The organism is Blastopirellula marina (assembly GCF_002967715.1).
Classification (GTDB): Bacteria; Planctomycetota; Planctomycetia; order Pirellulales; family Pirellulaceae; genus Bremerella; species Bremerella marina_B.
Genome location: NZ_PUIA01000057.1, coordinates 314,880 through 329,070, shown reverse-complemented (window position 1 = coordinate 329,070; position 14,191 = coordinate 314,880). Strand labels below are relative to the sequence as shown.

Here is a 14,191-nt window from a genome sequence, read left to right as displayed (position 1 = left end):
TTTATTCGTCAATAATGCCGATCACCGTCCAGCGGACAGGCGTTCGGGGGTAGTTCAAAAGTTCGGAAGTCGATTTGCCATCGCTGGTGATCATCACCAGTTCGCCTGGCCCGGCGTTGACGGCATCGACCGCGACCAATGGATGGCCATCTGGGGTGATGTCGTCGGTTTGCATTGGCTGCACAACCAAAAGTTTCCAGCCCCGCATCGACACGTGTCGAACTGTGCTGGTGGCCGTACCGACCACGCGTGCCGTTTGCATAAAGGACTAACCTTTCGCCGGATGGCCCAGGATGCACAAATCGTCAATCAGCGAGCAGCGTCGTTCCCGCGTGAACGTAAGCGGTGTGGTAACGCCTTCGCCGGTTGGGGTGGCGATCGAGAACGAAATGTAACCTTCGCCTCCGACGCCCAGTGCCGCGGCACAAGGCCCGTTCTTCACAAACAGCGTGGTGTCCATTACGCGACCCATCTTGGTCATGTTGCGGACATTGTTGCTGTGAATGATGGCCGTGTGGCGGAAACCATGTTCGTAGTAGCGTGCCTTGTCGATCGCTTCGTCCACGTCGTGGCAGCGAACGAAAGGAATGAACGGCATCATCTGTTCGACAGGGACGAACGGGTTGTGCTCGTCCGTTTCGCCGAAGATGAGTTCCACGTTCGGCGAGATATTCTTGCCGGCGGCTCGTGCGAGGACGGCCGCGTCTTGGCCGATGAATTCCTTCGCGGCCACTAGTTTCTTTTTGCCGGGATCGCCGTATTCGGTGATCGCGACCGAGGTCAGGCGGTCGACTTCACTTCCGTTCAAGCGAACGGCACCGGCTCGTTCCATGGCTCGCATCATCTCGTCGAAAACCGAATTCACGACGAAGACTTCTTTTTCGGCGATGCACAGCAGATTATTGTCGTACGCGCCACCTTGAATGATGCAGCGAGCCGCACGATCAAGGTCGGCCGTTTCGTCGACGACAACCGGTGGGTTACCAGGACCAGCAACCACGGCTTTCTTGCCGCTGTTGAGGGCCGCACGGGCAACCGCCGGACCGCCGGTGACGCAGATCATGGCCACGTCGCGGTGGTGGAAGATCAGGTCGGCCGATTCGAGGGTTGGTTCGGCAATCACGCAAATCAGGTTGTCGATGCCCAGATCGTCGTAGATTGCCTTGTTGAAGCGACGAACCCCTTCCGCGGCAACCTTCTTGCCGGATGGATGCGGGTTGACGACCAGCGTGTTGCCGCCAGCGATCATGTTGACGGCGTTGCCGGTGATCGTCGGAAGCGAGTGCGTGACCGGAGTGATACAGCCAATCACGCCGAACGGGGCGTGCTCGATCACGGCCAGGCCATGGTCGCCGCTATAGACTTCGCTGCGGAGGAACTCGACGCCAGGCGTCTTGCGGCCCAGCAGTTCCAGCTTTTCGATCTTATGAGCGAGACGACCAATCTTCGTCTCGTTCATTTCCATCGTGCCCAGTTCGACCTTCTGGTCGATCGAAATACGGCGGATGTGATCGATGATTCGCTTGCGATCTTCGATGGTGCGTTCCGAGAGCTTTTCAAAAGCTTCGCGGGCAGCCCGGACGGCCTCGTCGGCACAGTCAAAGATCCCGTAGCGGCCAGTGAACCCAGAGGTCACCGGTGGAGCATTGCCCACTTCGGCCAGTACCTGGGCCACTACGTTGCGAATGATGGATTCGTCAAAATGCATGATGTTTATATCCTCGCGTCAGCGCGTGAATGTTGCGGCAGACTAGCTTTCCGATTCTTCCTCGGTGGGCTCGTCCTTAGTTGGCGTCGGCTCAGGCGTAGGTGCCGGCTTTGGTTCCGATTTGGGTTGTGGCTTCGGGGCCGGTGCTGGCTGGGCCTTGGCTTGCGGCTTGTCGGTGTCTTCGTTGCGGTCGTAGACACAGAAGCTTTCAACCTGGGCACGATCGACAATGCCGATCACGACACAATCGATCGGAAGGGACTTGGTTTCCGGAGTCAGGCGGGCACTGGAACCTTGGGTAATCAGTACGAAGTCCCCCACACCGCTACCGAGCATGTCGACAGCGACGAACGTTCGGCCGGTCGTTACCAGCGACTGGCGATCTTTCGATTCCAGTCGATACGGTTCGACCACAAGCAATTTGTGGCCGACCATCGTGTCGACTTTCTGCGTGGAAATGACCGATCCGGTCACTTTGGCGATAAACATTTTAGGTCGACTCCAGCAACTGCCGGGTTTGACGAGCAACGATGATTTCCTCGTTGGTCGGAATGACCCAAAGTTGCGTTTTGCTGTTTGCCGAATGGAACGAAGCCTCTCCCTTGGCGGAATCGTTTTTCGCTTCGTCCAATTCGATTCCCAACTCTTGCAAGTTGGCACATACGTCCTTGCGTAACTGCTTACCGTTCTCTCCGATGCCTCCGGTAAAGACGATCGCGTCGGCTCCGCCCAGTTCGACCAGCATCCCGCCGAGGTATCGGCGAACTTCGCTGGTGAACATGTCCAAAGCCAGTTGTGCGTCGGCATTGCCGTTGGCTGCGGCCTGTTCCAGGTCTCGCATGTCGCCGCTGAGGCCACCACTGAGACCCAGTAGTCCACCTTGGTTCCCGATATGAGCAAGCACTTCGGTCAGGCTCTTACCGGTACGTTCCATCAACAGCGGCAGGGCATAGGGATCAAAATCCCCGACCCGGTTGTTCTGCGGCAGACCCGTTTGTGGGCTCATGCCCATGGTCACAGCAACGCTCTCGCGATTCTTAATCGCGCACAAGCTACTGCTTCCACCAAGGTGGCACGAGATGACTCGCAAATCGTCACGCCCCAGAATCTCGGCGCTTCGCGTCGCGATGTACCGATGGCTCGCACCATGGAAGCCCCACTTCTTGATCTGGAACTCGTCCGACCAGGCTTTAGGGATGCCGTAGTAGCGATTGCGATCGGGAATCGTTTGATGGAAGCCCGTTTCAAAGGCGGCAACTAGCGGAATTTCCGGAAGTTGCTCGGAAAGTAATCGCATGGCGGCGATGTACGGCGGGTTATGGGCCGGGGCGACTTCGTTCATTTCTGCCATCGCAGAAAGGACGTCGTCGTTAACCCTTTGCACGCCTGATACACGTCCACCGTGGACCGCTTTAAAGCCGATCGCCGATACTTCGGCGGCGTCTTTCAAGCATCCGTGTTCTGCGTCGGTCAGCTGCGAAAGGCATTTGCGAACGGCCACGGCATGATCAGGCATGTGATCCGTGACTTCTTCTTTCCAATCGCCAATCTGAACGCTACAGGAACTTTCTGGAGATCCAATTCGATCGATCCCGCCACGGGCCAGCTGTGTTTCGCTGTCCATATCGAACAAGCGATACTTGAAGCTGGTCGAGCCGAGATTTGCTACCAGAACCTTCATCTTTAGGACTCCTTTCGCTGGGGATGCTCCGCGGACTAGCGGCTTACGTTTGGGGTCGGTTTAGCTGAAGTAAACGTCAGCCAGGCCTTCGGCTGGACGAGGCAGGACGTGGCTGCCAGCCAGTTCGCCGACTTGCTGAGCGGCATTGGCACCAGCTTCGACAGCAGCACGAACGCTACCGACGTCGCCACTGACAACCGTGGTAACCAGACCACCGCCGATGTTGACGCGTTTTACGATCTTCACGTTGGCGGCCTTCGCCATGGCGTCGGTCGCTTCGACCAGGCCAACCAAACCTTTGGTTTCAATCAAACCAATTGCGTTTTGCATGGAAAATTTTCCTTAGCGGATGTTTTGTAAGTGGGGAGGGGACTATTCAGTCTCGATGACCTGCTTGACCGGTGGCGGCAGAACGATACCGATGTCTTCGTGTGGTCGTGGAATGACCTGAACGCTGACAACTTCGCCCAAACGGCCAGCTGCTGCAGCACCTGCATCGGTGGCGGCTTTCACTGCGGCGACGTCGCCGGTGATGAAAGCGGAAACCAAACCGCTGCCAACTTTGTCCCAACCAACGAACGTCACGTTGGCTGCCTTCAACATTGCGTCGGTGGCTTCCACCAAGGTCACAAAGCCCTTGGTTTCAATCATGCCCAACGCTTCCATTACTTTCGCCATGGGGTTTTATCTCCCGAACAAAAAAGGAAACCGTTACTTCATTTCGCACCTGAAAGTCAGATGCGATGTCTTCAAAAAAACAGGGGTCATAAAAACGCTCTCGCTGGCCTCGGGAGAGGACTCACAGTGGCAAATCAGTGAGGCCAACGAAAGCGTAGTTAGTTCTAGTGTTTCGCTTTGCAGCCGCAGGGCTCTTTCTTCAACAGAGCGATCTCGGTCGCTGCATCCAGGTTGCACGCGTTGCCTTCATCGGTATCGATGTGGACTTCCAGTTTGCTGACCCCGTCGGCGCGGACGAGCAGGTCTTCAAACGTGGTGGTGCAACCAAGCGAGGTGATTCGGAGGTTCATGCGATCGCCGTTCTTCACACCGTAATAATCGGCGTCGCTGTTATTCATATGCACGTGGCGTTCGGCGCGGATCACACCTTGATCGAGCTGAACAGCTCCCTTAGGACCAACCAACACGCAGCCCGGCGTGCCGTCGATCTTGCCGGAAGCCCGCACGGGAGCTTCAATGCCCAGGGAAATTGCATCGGTGAAGGCCAGTTCCACCTGGCTGTAATCGCGTGTCGGACCCAGTACGCGAACCTTTTCCAGCATGCGGCGACGCGGACCGACAACCATCACGGTTTCTTCCGCGGCGTAGAAGCCGTCTTGGTAAAGGTCCTTCATTGGAGTCAGCACGTGACCAGGACCGAACAGGGTTTCGACGTGGGCATCGGTCAGGTGAATGTGACGAGCCGAAATACTGACCACTAGCTTCGGTTCAGCCGAAGGGGCAGGGGCCTGGGCAGGAGCACCACCTTGCGAAAGGACGATCTGACGAACGATCCGTTCGATGGTGGCATGATCGAGATTCAGCGAGGAACTCATTCGTATCAAACCCTTGTTGGGGTTAGCTTGCTTTGGGGGAAATAGGGCGGTCGATGATCGCCATCTCGGCAGGGGCGACGATCAAATCGACTCCGGCGTCCTGGACCTTCTTTTGCCAGGCTTCCGAAATTTCGTGATCGACCACCAGTTTGTCGACTTCCGAAAGCTCGCACATTTGAGCGAGGCTTTGTCGGCCGAACTTGGTGCTGTCGGCAACGATGATCACTTCGCCGCCAGCTTTCATCATGGCTCGCTCGGTTTCGACGAGCAGGAGGTTGCTGTTGTACAACCCGTGTTCGGTTATCCCCGCGACGCTGAGCACGGCACGCCGAGCACTAAGTCGCGAGATCATTTCATTGGCATAAGGCCCCAGGGAAACGCCTGTGGCACTATGCACGTAGCCACCCAGCAGGATCAACTCGGTGGTTGGGCTGGCCATGAACAAGTTGGCCACCGGCAGCGAGTTGGTCACAATCTGCAGGGTTCGCCCGACCAGCATCTGGGCTAGTTCGTACGTGGTACTTCCGCCGTCGAGAATGACCGTATCGCCTTCTTCGATCAGCAGGGCCGCGGCCTTCGCGATCTGCCGCTTCTTGCTCCACTGCATTTCGTGGCGAAGTTCAAAGTGGGGCAGATTGGGAGAAGGGCCGGTGTAAAACACACCCCCATGCGTCCTGCGAGCCGACCCGGATTCTTCCAGCAATTCCACATCGCGGCGAATCGTCGATTCCGAGACATCCAATTCCTGAGCAAGTTCCGGCAACGAGGCAAAGCCTCGCGACCGAACCAGGTCCAGAAGTCGCGTGCGTCGGGCGTCCGCTTGCATGTGGGAGGGAGATGGGGTCAGTGGGAGAGTGATAGCTAACTTAGTCGAGTTAAAACACCTAGATTATGCATCCCGCATTGCCACTAATCAATCAGATCATGGCATATTTCTTTCAAAATTTACGTTCCCAGGCAAGGTTCTGACGGCGCTGCTTTCCGTAAAACGGAAAAAAGCCCCATATATGCCATGATTAGGACAATCGATACGCGAGATTGCGGACTAAAGTCCAACAAGCGTTCATGAATGAAAGAAAGATTGCATTATATGAAAGAATCGCGTCAGTCTCTGCATGTGAGATACTAGGAAGGCAGCACAAAGTTTAACGCCATAAATGTGCTAGCAATAGGTCCCTGGCCAGGCGAACCCTTCCGGGGGGAACGCTTATTGGGCCGGCTGGACGATAACCTGGCGACCGGACACAGATACCCGTCCCTCGGCAATGGCGGCAAGAGTAGCCGGGTAAACCTGGCACTCGGCATCGAAGACACGAGCCGCAAGATCCGCAGGCAGGTCGCCGGGAAGGACATCGACGACGCTCTGGGCAATGATAGGCCCATGGTCGTAATGGTCGTCGACGAAATGAACCGTGCAGCCACTCACCTTCGCCCCATGCTCGATGACGGCCGTATGGACGTGGGTTCCATAGAAGCCAGCACCGCAGAACGCGGGAATCAAGGAAGGGTGAATGTTGACGACACGATTGACGAAGTCGCTCGGCACAGCCACCTGCTTGAGGAAGCCTCCCATGACGACCAACTCGGCTTGTTGCTCACGACAGGCCTGAAAGATGGCCTGCGAAAAGTCGACTTTGTCGGGGTGCTGAGCGACGGTGATCACCTGGCAGGGGATGTACGCCTCGTCTGCGTAGGTCATTCCCTTCGCTTTGCTGCTGCTGGAGATCACGAGAACGACCTCCAGCGGAAGTTGATCTTCGCGGATTCGCTCCAGCAGGTTACGCAGTGTCGTTCCACCACCGGAAATCAATACGGCGATCTTCAGTGGATTGGCCACGGTATGTTTCGACCAGGTCGTCATCGGCTGCGTTATGCCTGCTTTACGAAAATGCGAACTTCGCTGTCGGCGATCTTGGTTTCGATTGGCTCGATGCCACTGATTGCCTTGGGCTCTACCGTGGTCGCGAGGGTTTCTGCCTGAATGTAGTCGGCGTAAGCAGTCACGGCAGACTGAACGTCCTGCGAATCGGTGACCACGCCGACTTCAATCTTGGCAGTATATTCCAGGTCTAGCTCTTTACGTTTGTCCTGGATCAATCGCACGAGATCCTTGACGTAGCCTTCCTGGATCAGTTCTGGCGTCAGCTCGGTATTGAGCACGACCACACACAACTTTCCTTGTGCGGCTGCCCACCCTTCTTTGGCGGTCAGACGAACCTGGATGTCGTCGTTATCGAAGGTGAGCGATTCCCCTTCGATGGTCAGTGTGAACGCCCCATCGGTTTGCAGGGCATTGAGCAGAGCGGCGGCGTCGGTCTGGCCGAGCACCTTCTTCACGTTGGGCATCAACTTGCCCACGCGTGGGCCCAGCCGCTTGAAGTTCGGTTGGATCTGGTAGTTGATGTACTCGTCCGCTTCCTGCGTGTATTCGACCGCTTTCACGTTGAGCTCTTCGCACAAGATCGCGCTGTGCGACATGAGCCACTGGCGATGCGTGTCGTCGGCCAGCACCACTTCGACCTTGCTCAGTGGTTGGCGAACTTTGAGCTTCTCGTTCATGCGTGCCTGACGTCCGAGCGACGCGATTTCACGCAGAAGTTCCATGCGCTGCGACAACTGCGTATCGATTGCCGACTGGTCGACGGTGGGGAAGTCGCACAGGTGAACGCTACGCTTCGCTTTGTCACCGAAGACGCCGGCCAGGTTCTGCCAAAGCGTTTCCGACAGAAACGGAACGAACGGTGCAATGACCTGGCAGGTCGTCAGCAAGCATTCGTACAGCGTCCAGTAGGCGTCCAGCTTGTCGGCTGACTCTTTCTCTTTGCTCCAGAAACGATCGCGGCTGCGGCGGACGTACCAGTTGGATAGCCCGTCGACGAACTCGTTGATCGCGGCACACGCGTTGTAATTGTCGTACGCATCCATCCGCTCGGTGACGGTCTGAATGGTGCGGTTCAACTCGCTGAGTACCCAGCGGTCGAGCTCGCTGCGCTCGGCCACCGGCCGGGCACCCTTTGCGCCAACGAAATGCTTCGCCAGGCATTGGTCCAGGTCGCCAGCCGAGGTTTCAGGCTCGAAGCCGTCGATATTGGCGTAGATGGTGAAGAAACTAAAGACATTCCACAGACGCAGCAGGAACTCAGGGATGCTGTCTTTGATCGACTGCTCGTTGTAGCGGATCGAGGTCCAAGGAGGCTGATTGGCGTACAGATACCAACGCAACGCATCGGCTCCGTACTTGTCGAAGATCTCGTTCGGCTCGCGATAGTTTCGCTTGCTCTTGGACATCTTCTGACCGTCTTCACCCAGCATCAAACCCAGCACGATGCAGTTTTTGAAGGGATGCGGATAAGCGTGCGGCTCCGTCTTGCCATCTTCGTCCTGGCCGAACAGCAGAGTGCTGATCGCCAATTGGCTATAGAACCAGCCACGCGTCTGGTCGATCGCTTCGCTGATGAAGTCGGCTGGGAACTGGGCCTGAAAGTTCTTCTCGCCTTGGTGTGGATAGCCCCACTGCGCGAACGGCATCGCTCCGGAATCGTACCAGCAGTCGATCACTTCCGGCACGCGCCTCATGCGTGCACCCTTGGCAAATGGCGAATCGTAGGTGATTTCGTCGATGTACGGCTTGTGGATCTTCAAGTCGTCGACCAGATCGGGGTTCTCGGCTTTCGCTTTTTCCCAGACTTCGAATCCGGCGGCACCTGGCTTCTCTTGCAATTCGGCGTAGCTGCAAACGGCCTCCGCTTTGCCGGTCTCCTGGCAAACCCAGATCGGCAGCGGTGTGCCCCAGTATCGCTCGCGCGATAGAGCCCAGTCGACATTGCTTTCCAGGAAGTTGCCGAAGCGGCCATCTTTGATGTGCTCAGGCAGCCAGTTGATTTGCTGGTTGTTGGCCAGCATCTGATCTTTGAACTTGGTGGTGCGAATGAACCAGCTTTCCCGCGGATACTGGATCAGCGGATCTTCTTCGGCGCGCCAGCAGAACGGGTAGTCGTGCAGATACTGATCCAACAGGAAGAGGACGCCGCGTTCCTTCAACTCGCGCGAGATGTCCTTGTCGGCTTCCTTGACCCAGCGTCCTTTGTAGTCTGGGGCTTCGTCGGTGAACTTGCCATCGGGACCCACGGCACAGATCAGGGCCGGGCCTTCGCGATCTTCAAATCGGGCTTGTTCGTTGGCCAGCACTTCGTAGTCGACTTCACCAAAGGCGGGGGCCTGGTGGACAACACCCGTACCGCTGTCGGTTGTGACGAAGTCGGCCGCGACCACGCGCCAGGCGATGTGCTGCTTGTCGCCAGACTTCAGCGTACCTTGCGTGTTACCCAGGTCTTTGTAGTAGTAATCGAACGGCGGTTGATAACGCTTTCCAAGTAGCTCACTTCCCTTGGTTGTGCCCAGAACTTTCCAGGTGCGTTTGGCCTTGGCAGCGATCGCTTCCGCAAGAGCCTCGGCGACGATCAACTTCTCGCCAGTTTCTTCGTCTTCGACCGTGGCATAGTCCAACTCGGGGTGGACGGCTGCGAACTGGTTGCTTGGCAGGGTCCAAGGAGTGGTCGTCCAGACCAGCAGGGCGGTGTTTTCTTCATCGAGCAGAGGAAAACGGACGAAGACGCTCGGATCGGCTACTTCGCGGTAGCCTTGGCCGACTTCGCCGCTACTCAGTGCGGTACCCCCTTGGGCCCACCACCAGACGATTTTATGCCCCTGGTAAAGCAGACCGCGATCGTACAGGTTTTTCAGCGACCACCACACGCTTTCGACGAAGCTCTTGTGGTAGGTGACATAAGCGTCGTCCAGGTCGACCCAGAAGCCGAGTCGTTCGGTCAGCCGACGCCACTCTTGCATGTAACGCCAGACGCTGGCCTGACACTTGTGGATGAACGGTTCGACGCCGTAGTTTTCGATCTCTTCCTTCGAGTGGATGCCGAGCTCTTTACAGACTTCCACTTCGACCGGCAGACCGTGCGTATCCCAGCCAGCTTTTCGCTCGCAGTAATACCCACGCATGGTGCGATAGCGCGGGAAGACGTCCTTGATCGCCCGCGTCAGGCAGTGGCCAGGGTGGGGCATGCCGTTGGCGGTTGGGGGACCTTCGTAAAAGACGAACGGTTCGCTCCCTTGCCGAGCCTCGAGCGACTTCTCGTAAATTTGATTCTGTTGCCAATACTCGAGGATTTTGGTTTCCATTGCGGGAAACGAAACGTTCTGCGGGATGCTTTCAAACATCGATTCTCATCTTCCTCGAGCGGTCACATCGTGAAAGAGTCGCGTGCTCTCTCACAAGAATTCCTTCAGTTCACACGAAACGTGGGCTGGATATCTCCCAGCCCACGACAGAAAGGACGTTAGGCTTACGCCTCGGGTTCAGGCAGACGACTTAATCGTCGTCCCCTTCTTCCTCTTCCTCCCCTTCTTTTTCCTCGTCTTCTTCGCGTTCTTCGTCATCATCGAAGAACTCTTCGTCGAGGTCTTCATCCTCGTCGTCGTCCATCAGATCGTCGTCGAAGGAATCGTCGTCGGTTGGGGTTTCGTCCTCGAATTCCTCGAAGTCTTCGTCGAAATCATCGTCGAAGTCGTCCTCGTCGAAATCCTCTTCCATTTCTTCTTCATACTCTTCGTCGGTTGCTACAATCGAACCGGAGTAAGGGCGAGGGAAGTTTTCGTCTTCGAGGGTCATGTCCAGGATTTCTTGGGGCATTGGAAACCTTCGGGCGTTTCTTATCGTGCTGCGGGCACGGATATAGGGAGCTCGTTCACCAGGAACCGAATCCTGAAATTAGAAAAGCCAGACCCCTACTACGTCAACCACCTACAGCACGAAAACATTGTTGTCTGAAGCATTTACGGTGATTACGGATGAATTTGCCCCCAGGTCAAGTCGTTGCCGTTTGTCTGTCTACCGGTGGAATTCCGCGGCTTCCGGTCGAATCGGCCTATTTGGCCGAGACTGGCTTCGAGAATGATGGGCATCGTTACGACGAGCATTACGCCCCCCAGCGGGCGGTTACCCTCTTTGGATTTGCTTATCTTGATCAACATGAACGAGATGCTCTCGCGTTTCCGCCGGGCAGTGCAGGCGAGAATATCACGGTAAAACGACTCGACTTAAGCCTCCTGAAGCCGGGAACGCAACTTGCCGTGGGCAAAGCCGAAATTCGACTGGAGAAGCCCTGGAAGCCCTGTCACTTCAAAGATGCAACGACCGGTCGCACCGAGCCGAACGATTCGCAGTGGAAAGGATGGTTTGCCAGCGTCGTACGCGAGGGAGCCATTCAACCGGGCGATCCCATTGAAATCGTTTCCAAGTAGGACTTCGCCCGGTTTGGGCTGAGCGGTAAAGAAACAGGCCTCGATAACTTGTCGTTACCCAGGCCTGTTAGGTGTCGAGTTCGGTGTCCCAGTAAGCTTCGCTAACGAACTTACTCCAGGACTCGATGCGGACGCGTCTGGCCGCATATACCGGAGTCCACCTTGGCCGAATGGGTTCCTTCCGCATCGGCATATGAGCCTCGGCGGGGGTCCGGTTCGCCTTGCGATGGTTACAGTCGACGCAGGCCAGCACGCAGTTCTCCCAAGAGGACTCGCCCCCTTGGCTACGCGGGACAACGTGGTCGATCGTAAGGTACTCGCTGCCGGGCCGTGATCCGCAGTACTGACACATGTACTGGTCCCGCTTGAACACGTTGCGACGACTGAACGTCACCGTGTTTCGCGGAATGCGATCGTAGTTGACCAGCGAGACAACTTCCGGGATCCGCACCTTCAAAAGCTGCGAAGAAATGAAAGGCTCGTCCTTGCCTGGGGCCAGGTTCGACCAATCCTCCCACGTGTACAGCTGGTAGCTATGCGGGTCGACAATCCGAGCCGTTCCGCAGAAGACCTGCGTCAACGATCGAGCTACCGAGGCCACACCGACAGGCTGCCAGTTGCGGTTGAGGACCAGCGTAGGCCGCTCCAAAAGGGCCGACATGAATCTATTCTCTCCCTCGTCGAAAAGGCAGCCGATCGGAATCGAACCGAACGTTCTTTCCATCAAGTGCAGCGGAAAGACCTCGCACCACCGAGCCACGGCTACCGAAGTAACGATAAACGACTAAAAGTCACAGGGCTGGGAAGGGACATACAAGCTAGACCTTCAGCGCGTGCGTCTGGTGGTCCAGCGTGTAAAACCTTCAACATAACATAGTTCCGGCCAATAACGCCAATATTTCAGGCTGCGGATTCCACGACCATTTTGACCGAACCAGCGGAACTGTAGGCAAATTGTGTTAAGGGGGTACGAAGGCTTTCGTAATTCGTGGGAAAAATGTCGATAACCTGTCGATGGTTACGATCGAAAGTTCTCCCTGGGGCCTTCGTTTTCCTGGGCAAATTGCCACATCTCCATTTGCTACATAAGACCGAAAACATGGGCCTGGGTTCACATTTGGATAGAAAACTGCTGGGGAGAGAGGACAGGGCACGTTAAAATACAGTCCTTCACTTCCCCGCCTGTCGCACACATCTAATTCCGAGTCCCACCGATGAGCTTGATGCTTCGATCTATTTCCCTGGCCGCTACTTTGCCGTTTGTAATTGCCATGAGTTCCGCCCTGCCTGCCCAGCAAGACAAAGTCATCTACGACGAAGCCGACGTACCGGGGTATTTTCTGCAAGATCCGCTTTTGAAAGGGGATGGTCACGACGTTAAAGATGCCGAGGATTGGGAGAAAGTCCGCCGTCCGGAAATCTTTAAACTGTTCGAGGACATGGTCTACGGTAAGGCACCACCTGCCCCCGAAAAGATCCACTTCAAAGTAAAGGAGTCGTCAGACGAAGCGTACGATGGCAAGGCGAAACGTCGCCAGGTTGCGATTCAATTGACGGACGATCCCGATGGGCCGGTCCTGAATCTGCTGATCTACTTGCCCAAAACCGATCAGCCAGTGCCGACGTTCTTGGCTCTCAACTTCTATGGAAATGCTTCCATCAACAACGATCCGGCCGTGTTTCTGCCGACCAGTTGGTTGCGGGATAATAAGGAGAAGGGGGTCGAAAACCATAAAGCCACCGAAAAGTTACGCGGTTCGAGCAGTTCTCGTTGGCCGGTCGAGATGATCCTGGATAAGGGTTACGGCTTGGCAACGGCCTACTACGGCGATATCGATCCCGACTTCGACGATGGTTTTGAAAACGGCATTCATCCTTTCTTCTCTGGTGGTGCCAAGCCAAAGCCAAGCGAATGGGGTAGCATCGCTGCTTGGGCCTGGGGAATGAGCCGTGCGCTGGACTACTTACAGCAGGACAAAGAGGTAGATGGCTCCAAGGTTATTTCCATGGGGCATTCCCGGTTAGGCAAGACGGCCCTCTGGGCAGGAGCGACCGATTCTCGATTCGCCGCCGTTATCTCGAACAATTCCGGCTGCGGCGGGGCGGCCCTCTCGAAGCGAGCTTTTGGCGAGACCGTCAAACGCATCAACACGAACTTCCCACATTGGTTCTGCGATAACTTCACCCAATACAACGACTGGGAAAAAGCTTTGCCGGTCGATCAGCACGAATTGATTGCCTTGATCGCTCCGCGGCCGTGCCTGGTGTGCAGTGCCGAAGAAGACCGCTGGGCCGATCCACGCGGCGAGTTTCTCTCGGCCAAGCATGCCAGTCCCGTTTACGAATTTCTGGGCGTTGAAGGGCTGAAGGCCGACGAGATGCCAGCGGTCGACCAGCCAGTCCTTAGCCGTTTGGGCTACGTGATCCGGGCTGGTGGGCACGACGTAAAGCCCATCGACTGGCAGCGTTACATGGAATTTGCCGACGCACATGTGCGGGGCAAGTAACCGCCATCTGGCGGCACGTGGGGGGCATTTGGTAGAACGGTAATTCACCTTGAACAGACGAAGGAGCCCCACGTGAAACTGATTGTCGCCGTGATCCAACCGACCAAGCTGGACAGTGTTCGCACGGCCCTGGCTGAAATGGCCGTCGAGCGATTGACCGTCTTCGACGCCGAAGGGTACGGTCGGCAGCGTGGACAAACGGCGACGTTCCGCGGGATCGAGTACCAAACGAACCTGCTGCGGAAGGTGATCGTGGAAATTGCCGTGAACGACGACTTCCTCGAAAAGACGCTCACCATACTGGAGAACGTCTCGCGAACCGGTCAGGAAGGCAACATCGGCGACGGAAAGATCTTCGTCCTGCCGATCGAGCAGGTCGTGCAAATCGGCGGCAAAGAAAAAGGTCCTTCGGCGGTCTAAAACAATCTAT

General features: G+C 56.4%; 16 protein-coding genes and 1 pseudogene. 4 read left to right on the top strand and 13 right to left on the bottom strand.

Features of this window, described 5'->3' with window-relative positions:
• Window position 1: 1 nt before the first annotated feature.
• From C5Y96_RS18445 to C5Y96_RS18430, 4 genes are read right to left on the bottom strand one after another with little or no spacing between them, the layout of a single operon-like run.
• Window positions 2-262: a EutN/CcmL family microcompartment protein gene (locus C5Y96_RS18445; protein ID WP_105356342.1), complete on the bottom strand. Its 261-nt coding sequence runs from the start codon at window positions 260-262 to the stop codon at window positions 2-4.
• 6 nt (window positions 263-268) lie between these two features.
• Window positions 269-1,708: an aldehyde dehydrogenase family protein gene (locus C5Y96_RS18440; protein ID WP_105356340.1), complete on the bottom strand. Its 1,440-nt coding sequence runs from the start codon at window positions 1,706-1,708 to the stop codon at window positions 269-271.
• 42 nt (window positions 1,709-1,750) lie between these two features.
• Entirely contained in the window at window positions 1,751-2,197 is a 447-nt protein-coding gene (locus tag C5Y96_RS28045; protein ID WP_105356337.1) for a EutN/CcmL family microcompartment protein, read from the bottom strand.
• A gap of 1 nt (window position 2,198) precedes the next feature.
• Window positions 2,199-3,389, bottom strand: coding sequence for an acetate/propionate family kinase (locus tag C5Y96_RS18430; protein ID WP_105356335.1), 1,191 nt, complete (start codon window positions 3,387-3,389; stop codon window positions 2,199-2,201).
• Between C5Y96_RS18430 and C5Y96_RS28185 the strand changes: the two genes are divergently transcribed.
• On the top strand, window positions 3,371-3,457 hold the full coding sequence (locus C5Y96_RS28185) for a PEP-CTERM sorting domain-containing protein (protein WP_105356332.1): 87 nt from the start codon (window positions 3,371-3,373) through the stop codon (window positions 3,455-3,457). The genes C5Y96_RS18430 and C5Y96_RS28185 overlap by 19 nt on opposite strands.
• Here C5Y96_RS28185 and C5Y96_RS18420 read toward each other — a convergent pair.
• From C5Y96_RS18420 to C5Y96_RS27460, 7 genes are all read right to left on the bottom strand, one after another.
• Window positions 3,450-3,719 (bottom strand): BMC domain-containing protein, encoded by a 270-nt coding sequence (locus C5Y96_RS18420; RefSeq protein WP_105356329.1) that lies wholly within the window; start codon window positions 3,717-3,719, stop codon window positions 3,450-3,452. The genes C5Y96_RS28185 and C5Y96_RS18420 overlap by 8 nt on opposite strands.
• A 42-nt stretch (window positions 3,720-3,761) precedes the next feature.
• Window positions 3,762-4,067 carry a BMC domain-containing protein gene (locus C5Y96_RS18415; RefSeq protein WP_105356327.1) on the bottom strand — a complete coding sequence of 102 codons (306 nt, stop codon included), beginning with the start codon at window positions 4,065-4,067 and terminating at the stop codon, window positions 3,762-3,764.
• Window positions 4,068-4,231: 164 nt separating this feature from the next.
• The gene (gene pduL, locus C5Y96_RS18410) at window positions 4,232-4,942 is read right to left on the bottom strand and encodes a phosphate propanoyltransferase (RefSeq protein WP_105356324.1); all 711 of its coding nucleotides are present in this window, start codon (window positions 4,940-4,942) and stop codon (window positions 4,232-4,234) included.
• Between the two features lie 22 nt (window positions 4,943-4,964).
• Entirely contained in the window at window positions 4,965-5,768 is an 804-nt protein-coding gene (locus tag C5Y96_RS18405) for a DeoR/GlpR family DNA-binding transcription regulator (RefSeq protein ID WP_105356322.1), read from the bottom strand.
• Between the two features lie 381 nt (window positions 5,769-6,149).
• A complete protein-coding gene (purN, locus tag C5Y96_RS18400; protein WP_105356320.1) occupies window positions 6,150-6,803 on the bottom strand; it encodes a phosphoribosylglycinamide formyltransferase in 654 nt (217 codons plus the stop codon).
• 8 nt (window positions 6,804-6,811) lie between these two features.
• Window positions 6,812-10,171: an isoleucine--tRNA ligase gene (ileS, locus tag C5Y96_RS18395; protein ID WP_105356318.1), complete on the bottom strand. Its 3,360-nt coding sequence runs from the start codon at window positions 10,169-10,171 to the stop codon at window positions 6,812-6,814.
• 151 nt (window positions 10,172-10,322) lie between these two features.
• Entirely contained in the window at window positions 10,323-10,643 is a 321-nt protein-coding gene (locus C5Y96_RS27460; RefSeq protein WP_158261308.1) for a hypothetical protein, read from the bottom strand.
• Window positions 10,644-10,801: 158 nt separating this feature from the next.
• On the opposite strand from C5Y96_RS27460, the gene C5Y96_RS18385 reads away from it, so the two are divergent.
• The gene (locus tag C5Y96_RS18385; protein ID WP_105356316.1) at window positions 10,802-11,254 is read left to right on the top strand and encodes an MOSC domain-containing protein; all 453 of its coding nucleotides are present in this window, start codon (window positions 10,802-10,804) and stop codon (window positions 11,252-11,254) included.
• A gap of 67 nt (window positions 11,255-11,321) precedes the next feature.
• On the opposite strand, the gene C5Y96_RS18380 is transcribed toward C5Y96_RS18385, so the two are convergent.
• Window positions 11,322-11,915: an HNH endonuclease gene (locus tag C5Y96_RS18380; RefSeq protein WP_105356705.1), complete on the bottom strand. Its 594-nt coding sequence runs from the start codon at window positions 11,913-11,915 to the stop codon at window positions 11,322-11,324.
• Window positions 11,916-11,941: 26 nt separating this feature from the next.
• Window positions 11,942-12,020: pseudogene (locus C5Y96_RS27455) on the bottom strand.
• 457 nt (window positions 12,021-12,477) lie between these two features.
• Here C5Y96_RS27455 and C5Y96_RS18375 point away from each other — a divergent pair.
• Window positions 12,478-13,761 (top strand): acetylxylan esterase, encoded by a 1,284-nt coding sequence (locus tag C5Y96_RS18375; RefSeq protein ID WP_199188735.1) that lies wholly within the window; start codon window positions 12,478-12,480, stop codon window positions 13,759-13,761.
• A 72-nt stretch (window positions 13,762-13,833) separates the two neighbouring features.
• Entirely contained in the window at window positions 13,834-14,181 is a 348-nt protein-coding gene (locus C5Y96_RS18370; protein ID WP_105356314.1) for a P-II family nitrogen regulator, read from the top strand.
• The last annotated feature ends 10 nt before the right edge of the window (window positions 14,182-14,191 follow it).

Bases quoted from the DNA above. Each gene is read 5' to 3' on its own strand.
- C5Y96_RS18405 (WP_105356322.1), bottom strand. From the start codon at position 5,768: ATGCAAGCGGACGCCCGACGCACGCGACTTCTGGACCTGGTTCGGTCG.
- C5Y96_RS18420 (WP_105356329.1), bottom strand. From the start codon at position 3,719: ATGCAAAACGCAATTGGTTTGATTGAAACCAAAGGTTTGGTTGGCCTG.
- C5Y96_RS18440 (WP_105356340.1), bottom strand. From the start codon at position 1,708: ATGCATTTTGACGAATCCATCATTCGCAACGTAGTGGCCCAGGTACTG.
- C5Y96_RS18380 (WP_105356705.1), bottom strand. From the start codon at position 11,915: ATGTCGGCCCTTTTGGAGCGGCCTACGCTGGTCCTCAACCGCAACTGG.
- C5Y96_RS27460 (WP_158261308.1), bottom strand. From the start codon at position 10,643: ATGCCCCAAGAAATCCTGGACATGACCCTCGAAGACGAAAACTTCCCT.
- C5Y96_RS18430 (WP_105356335.1), bottom strand. From the start codon at position 3,389: ATGAAGGTTCTGGTAGCAAATCTCGGCTCGACCAGCTTCAAGTATCGC.
- ileS (WP_105356318.1), bottom strand. From the start codon at position 10,171: ATGTTTGAAAGCATCCCGCAGAACGTTTCGTTTCCCGCAATGGAAACC.
- C5Y96_RS28045 (WP_105356337.1), bottom strand. From the start codon at position 2,197: ATGTTTATCGCCAAAGTGACCGGATCGGTCATTTCCACGCAGAAAGTC.
- purN (WP_105356320.1), bottom strand. From the start codon at position 6,803: ATGACGACCTGGTCGAAACATACCGTGGCCAATCCACTGAAGATCGCC.
- C5Y96_RS18375 (WP_199188735.1), top strand. From the start codon at position 12,478: ATGCTTCGATCTATTTCCCTGGCCGCTACTTTGCCGTTTGTAATTGCC.
- C5Y96_RS18415 (WP_105356327.1), bottom strand. From the start codon at position 4,067: ATGGCGAAAGTAATGGAAGCGTTGGGCATGATTGAAACCAAGGGCTTT.
- C5Y96_RS18385 (WP_105356316.1), top strand. From the start codon at position 10,802: ATGAATTTGCCCCCAGGTCAAGTCGTTGCCGTTTGTCTGTCTACCGGT.
- pduL (WP_105356324.1), bottom strand. From the start codon at position 4,942: ATGAGTTCCTCGCTGAATCTCGATCATGCCACCATCGAACGGATCGTT.
- C5Y96_RS18445 (WP_105356342.1), bottom strand. From the start codon at position 262: ATGCAAACGGCACGCGTGGTCGGTACGGCCACCAGCACAGTTCGACAC.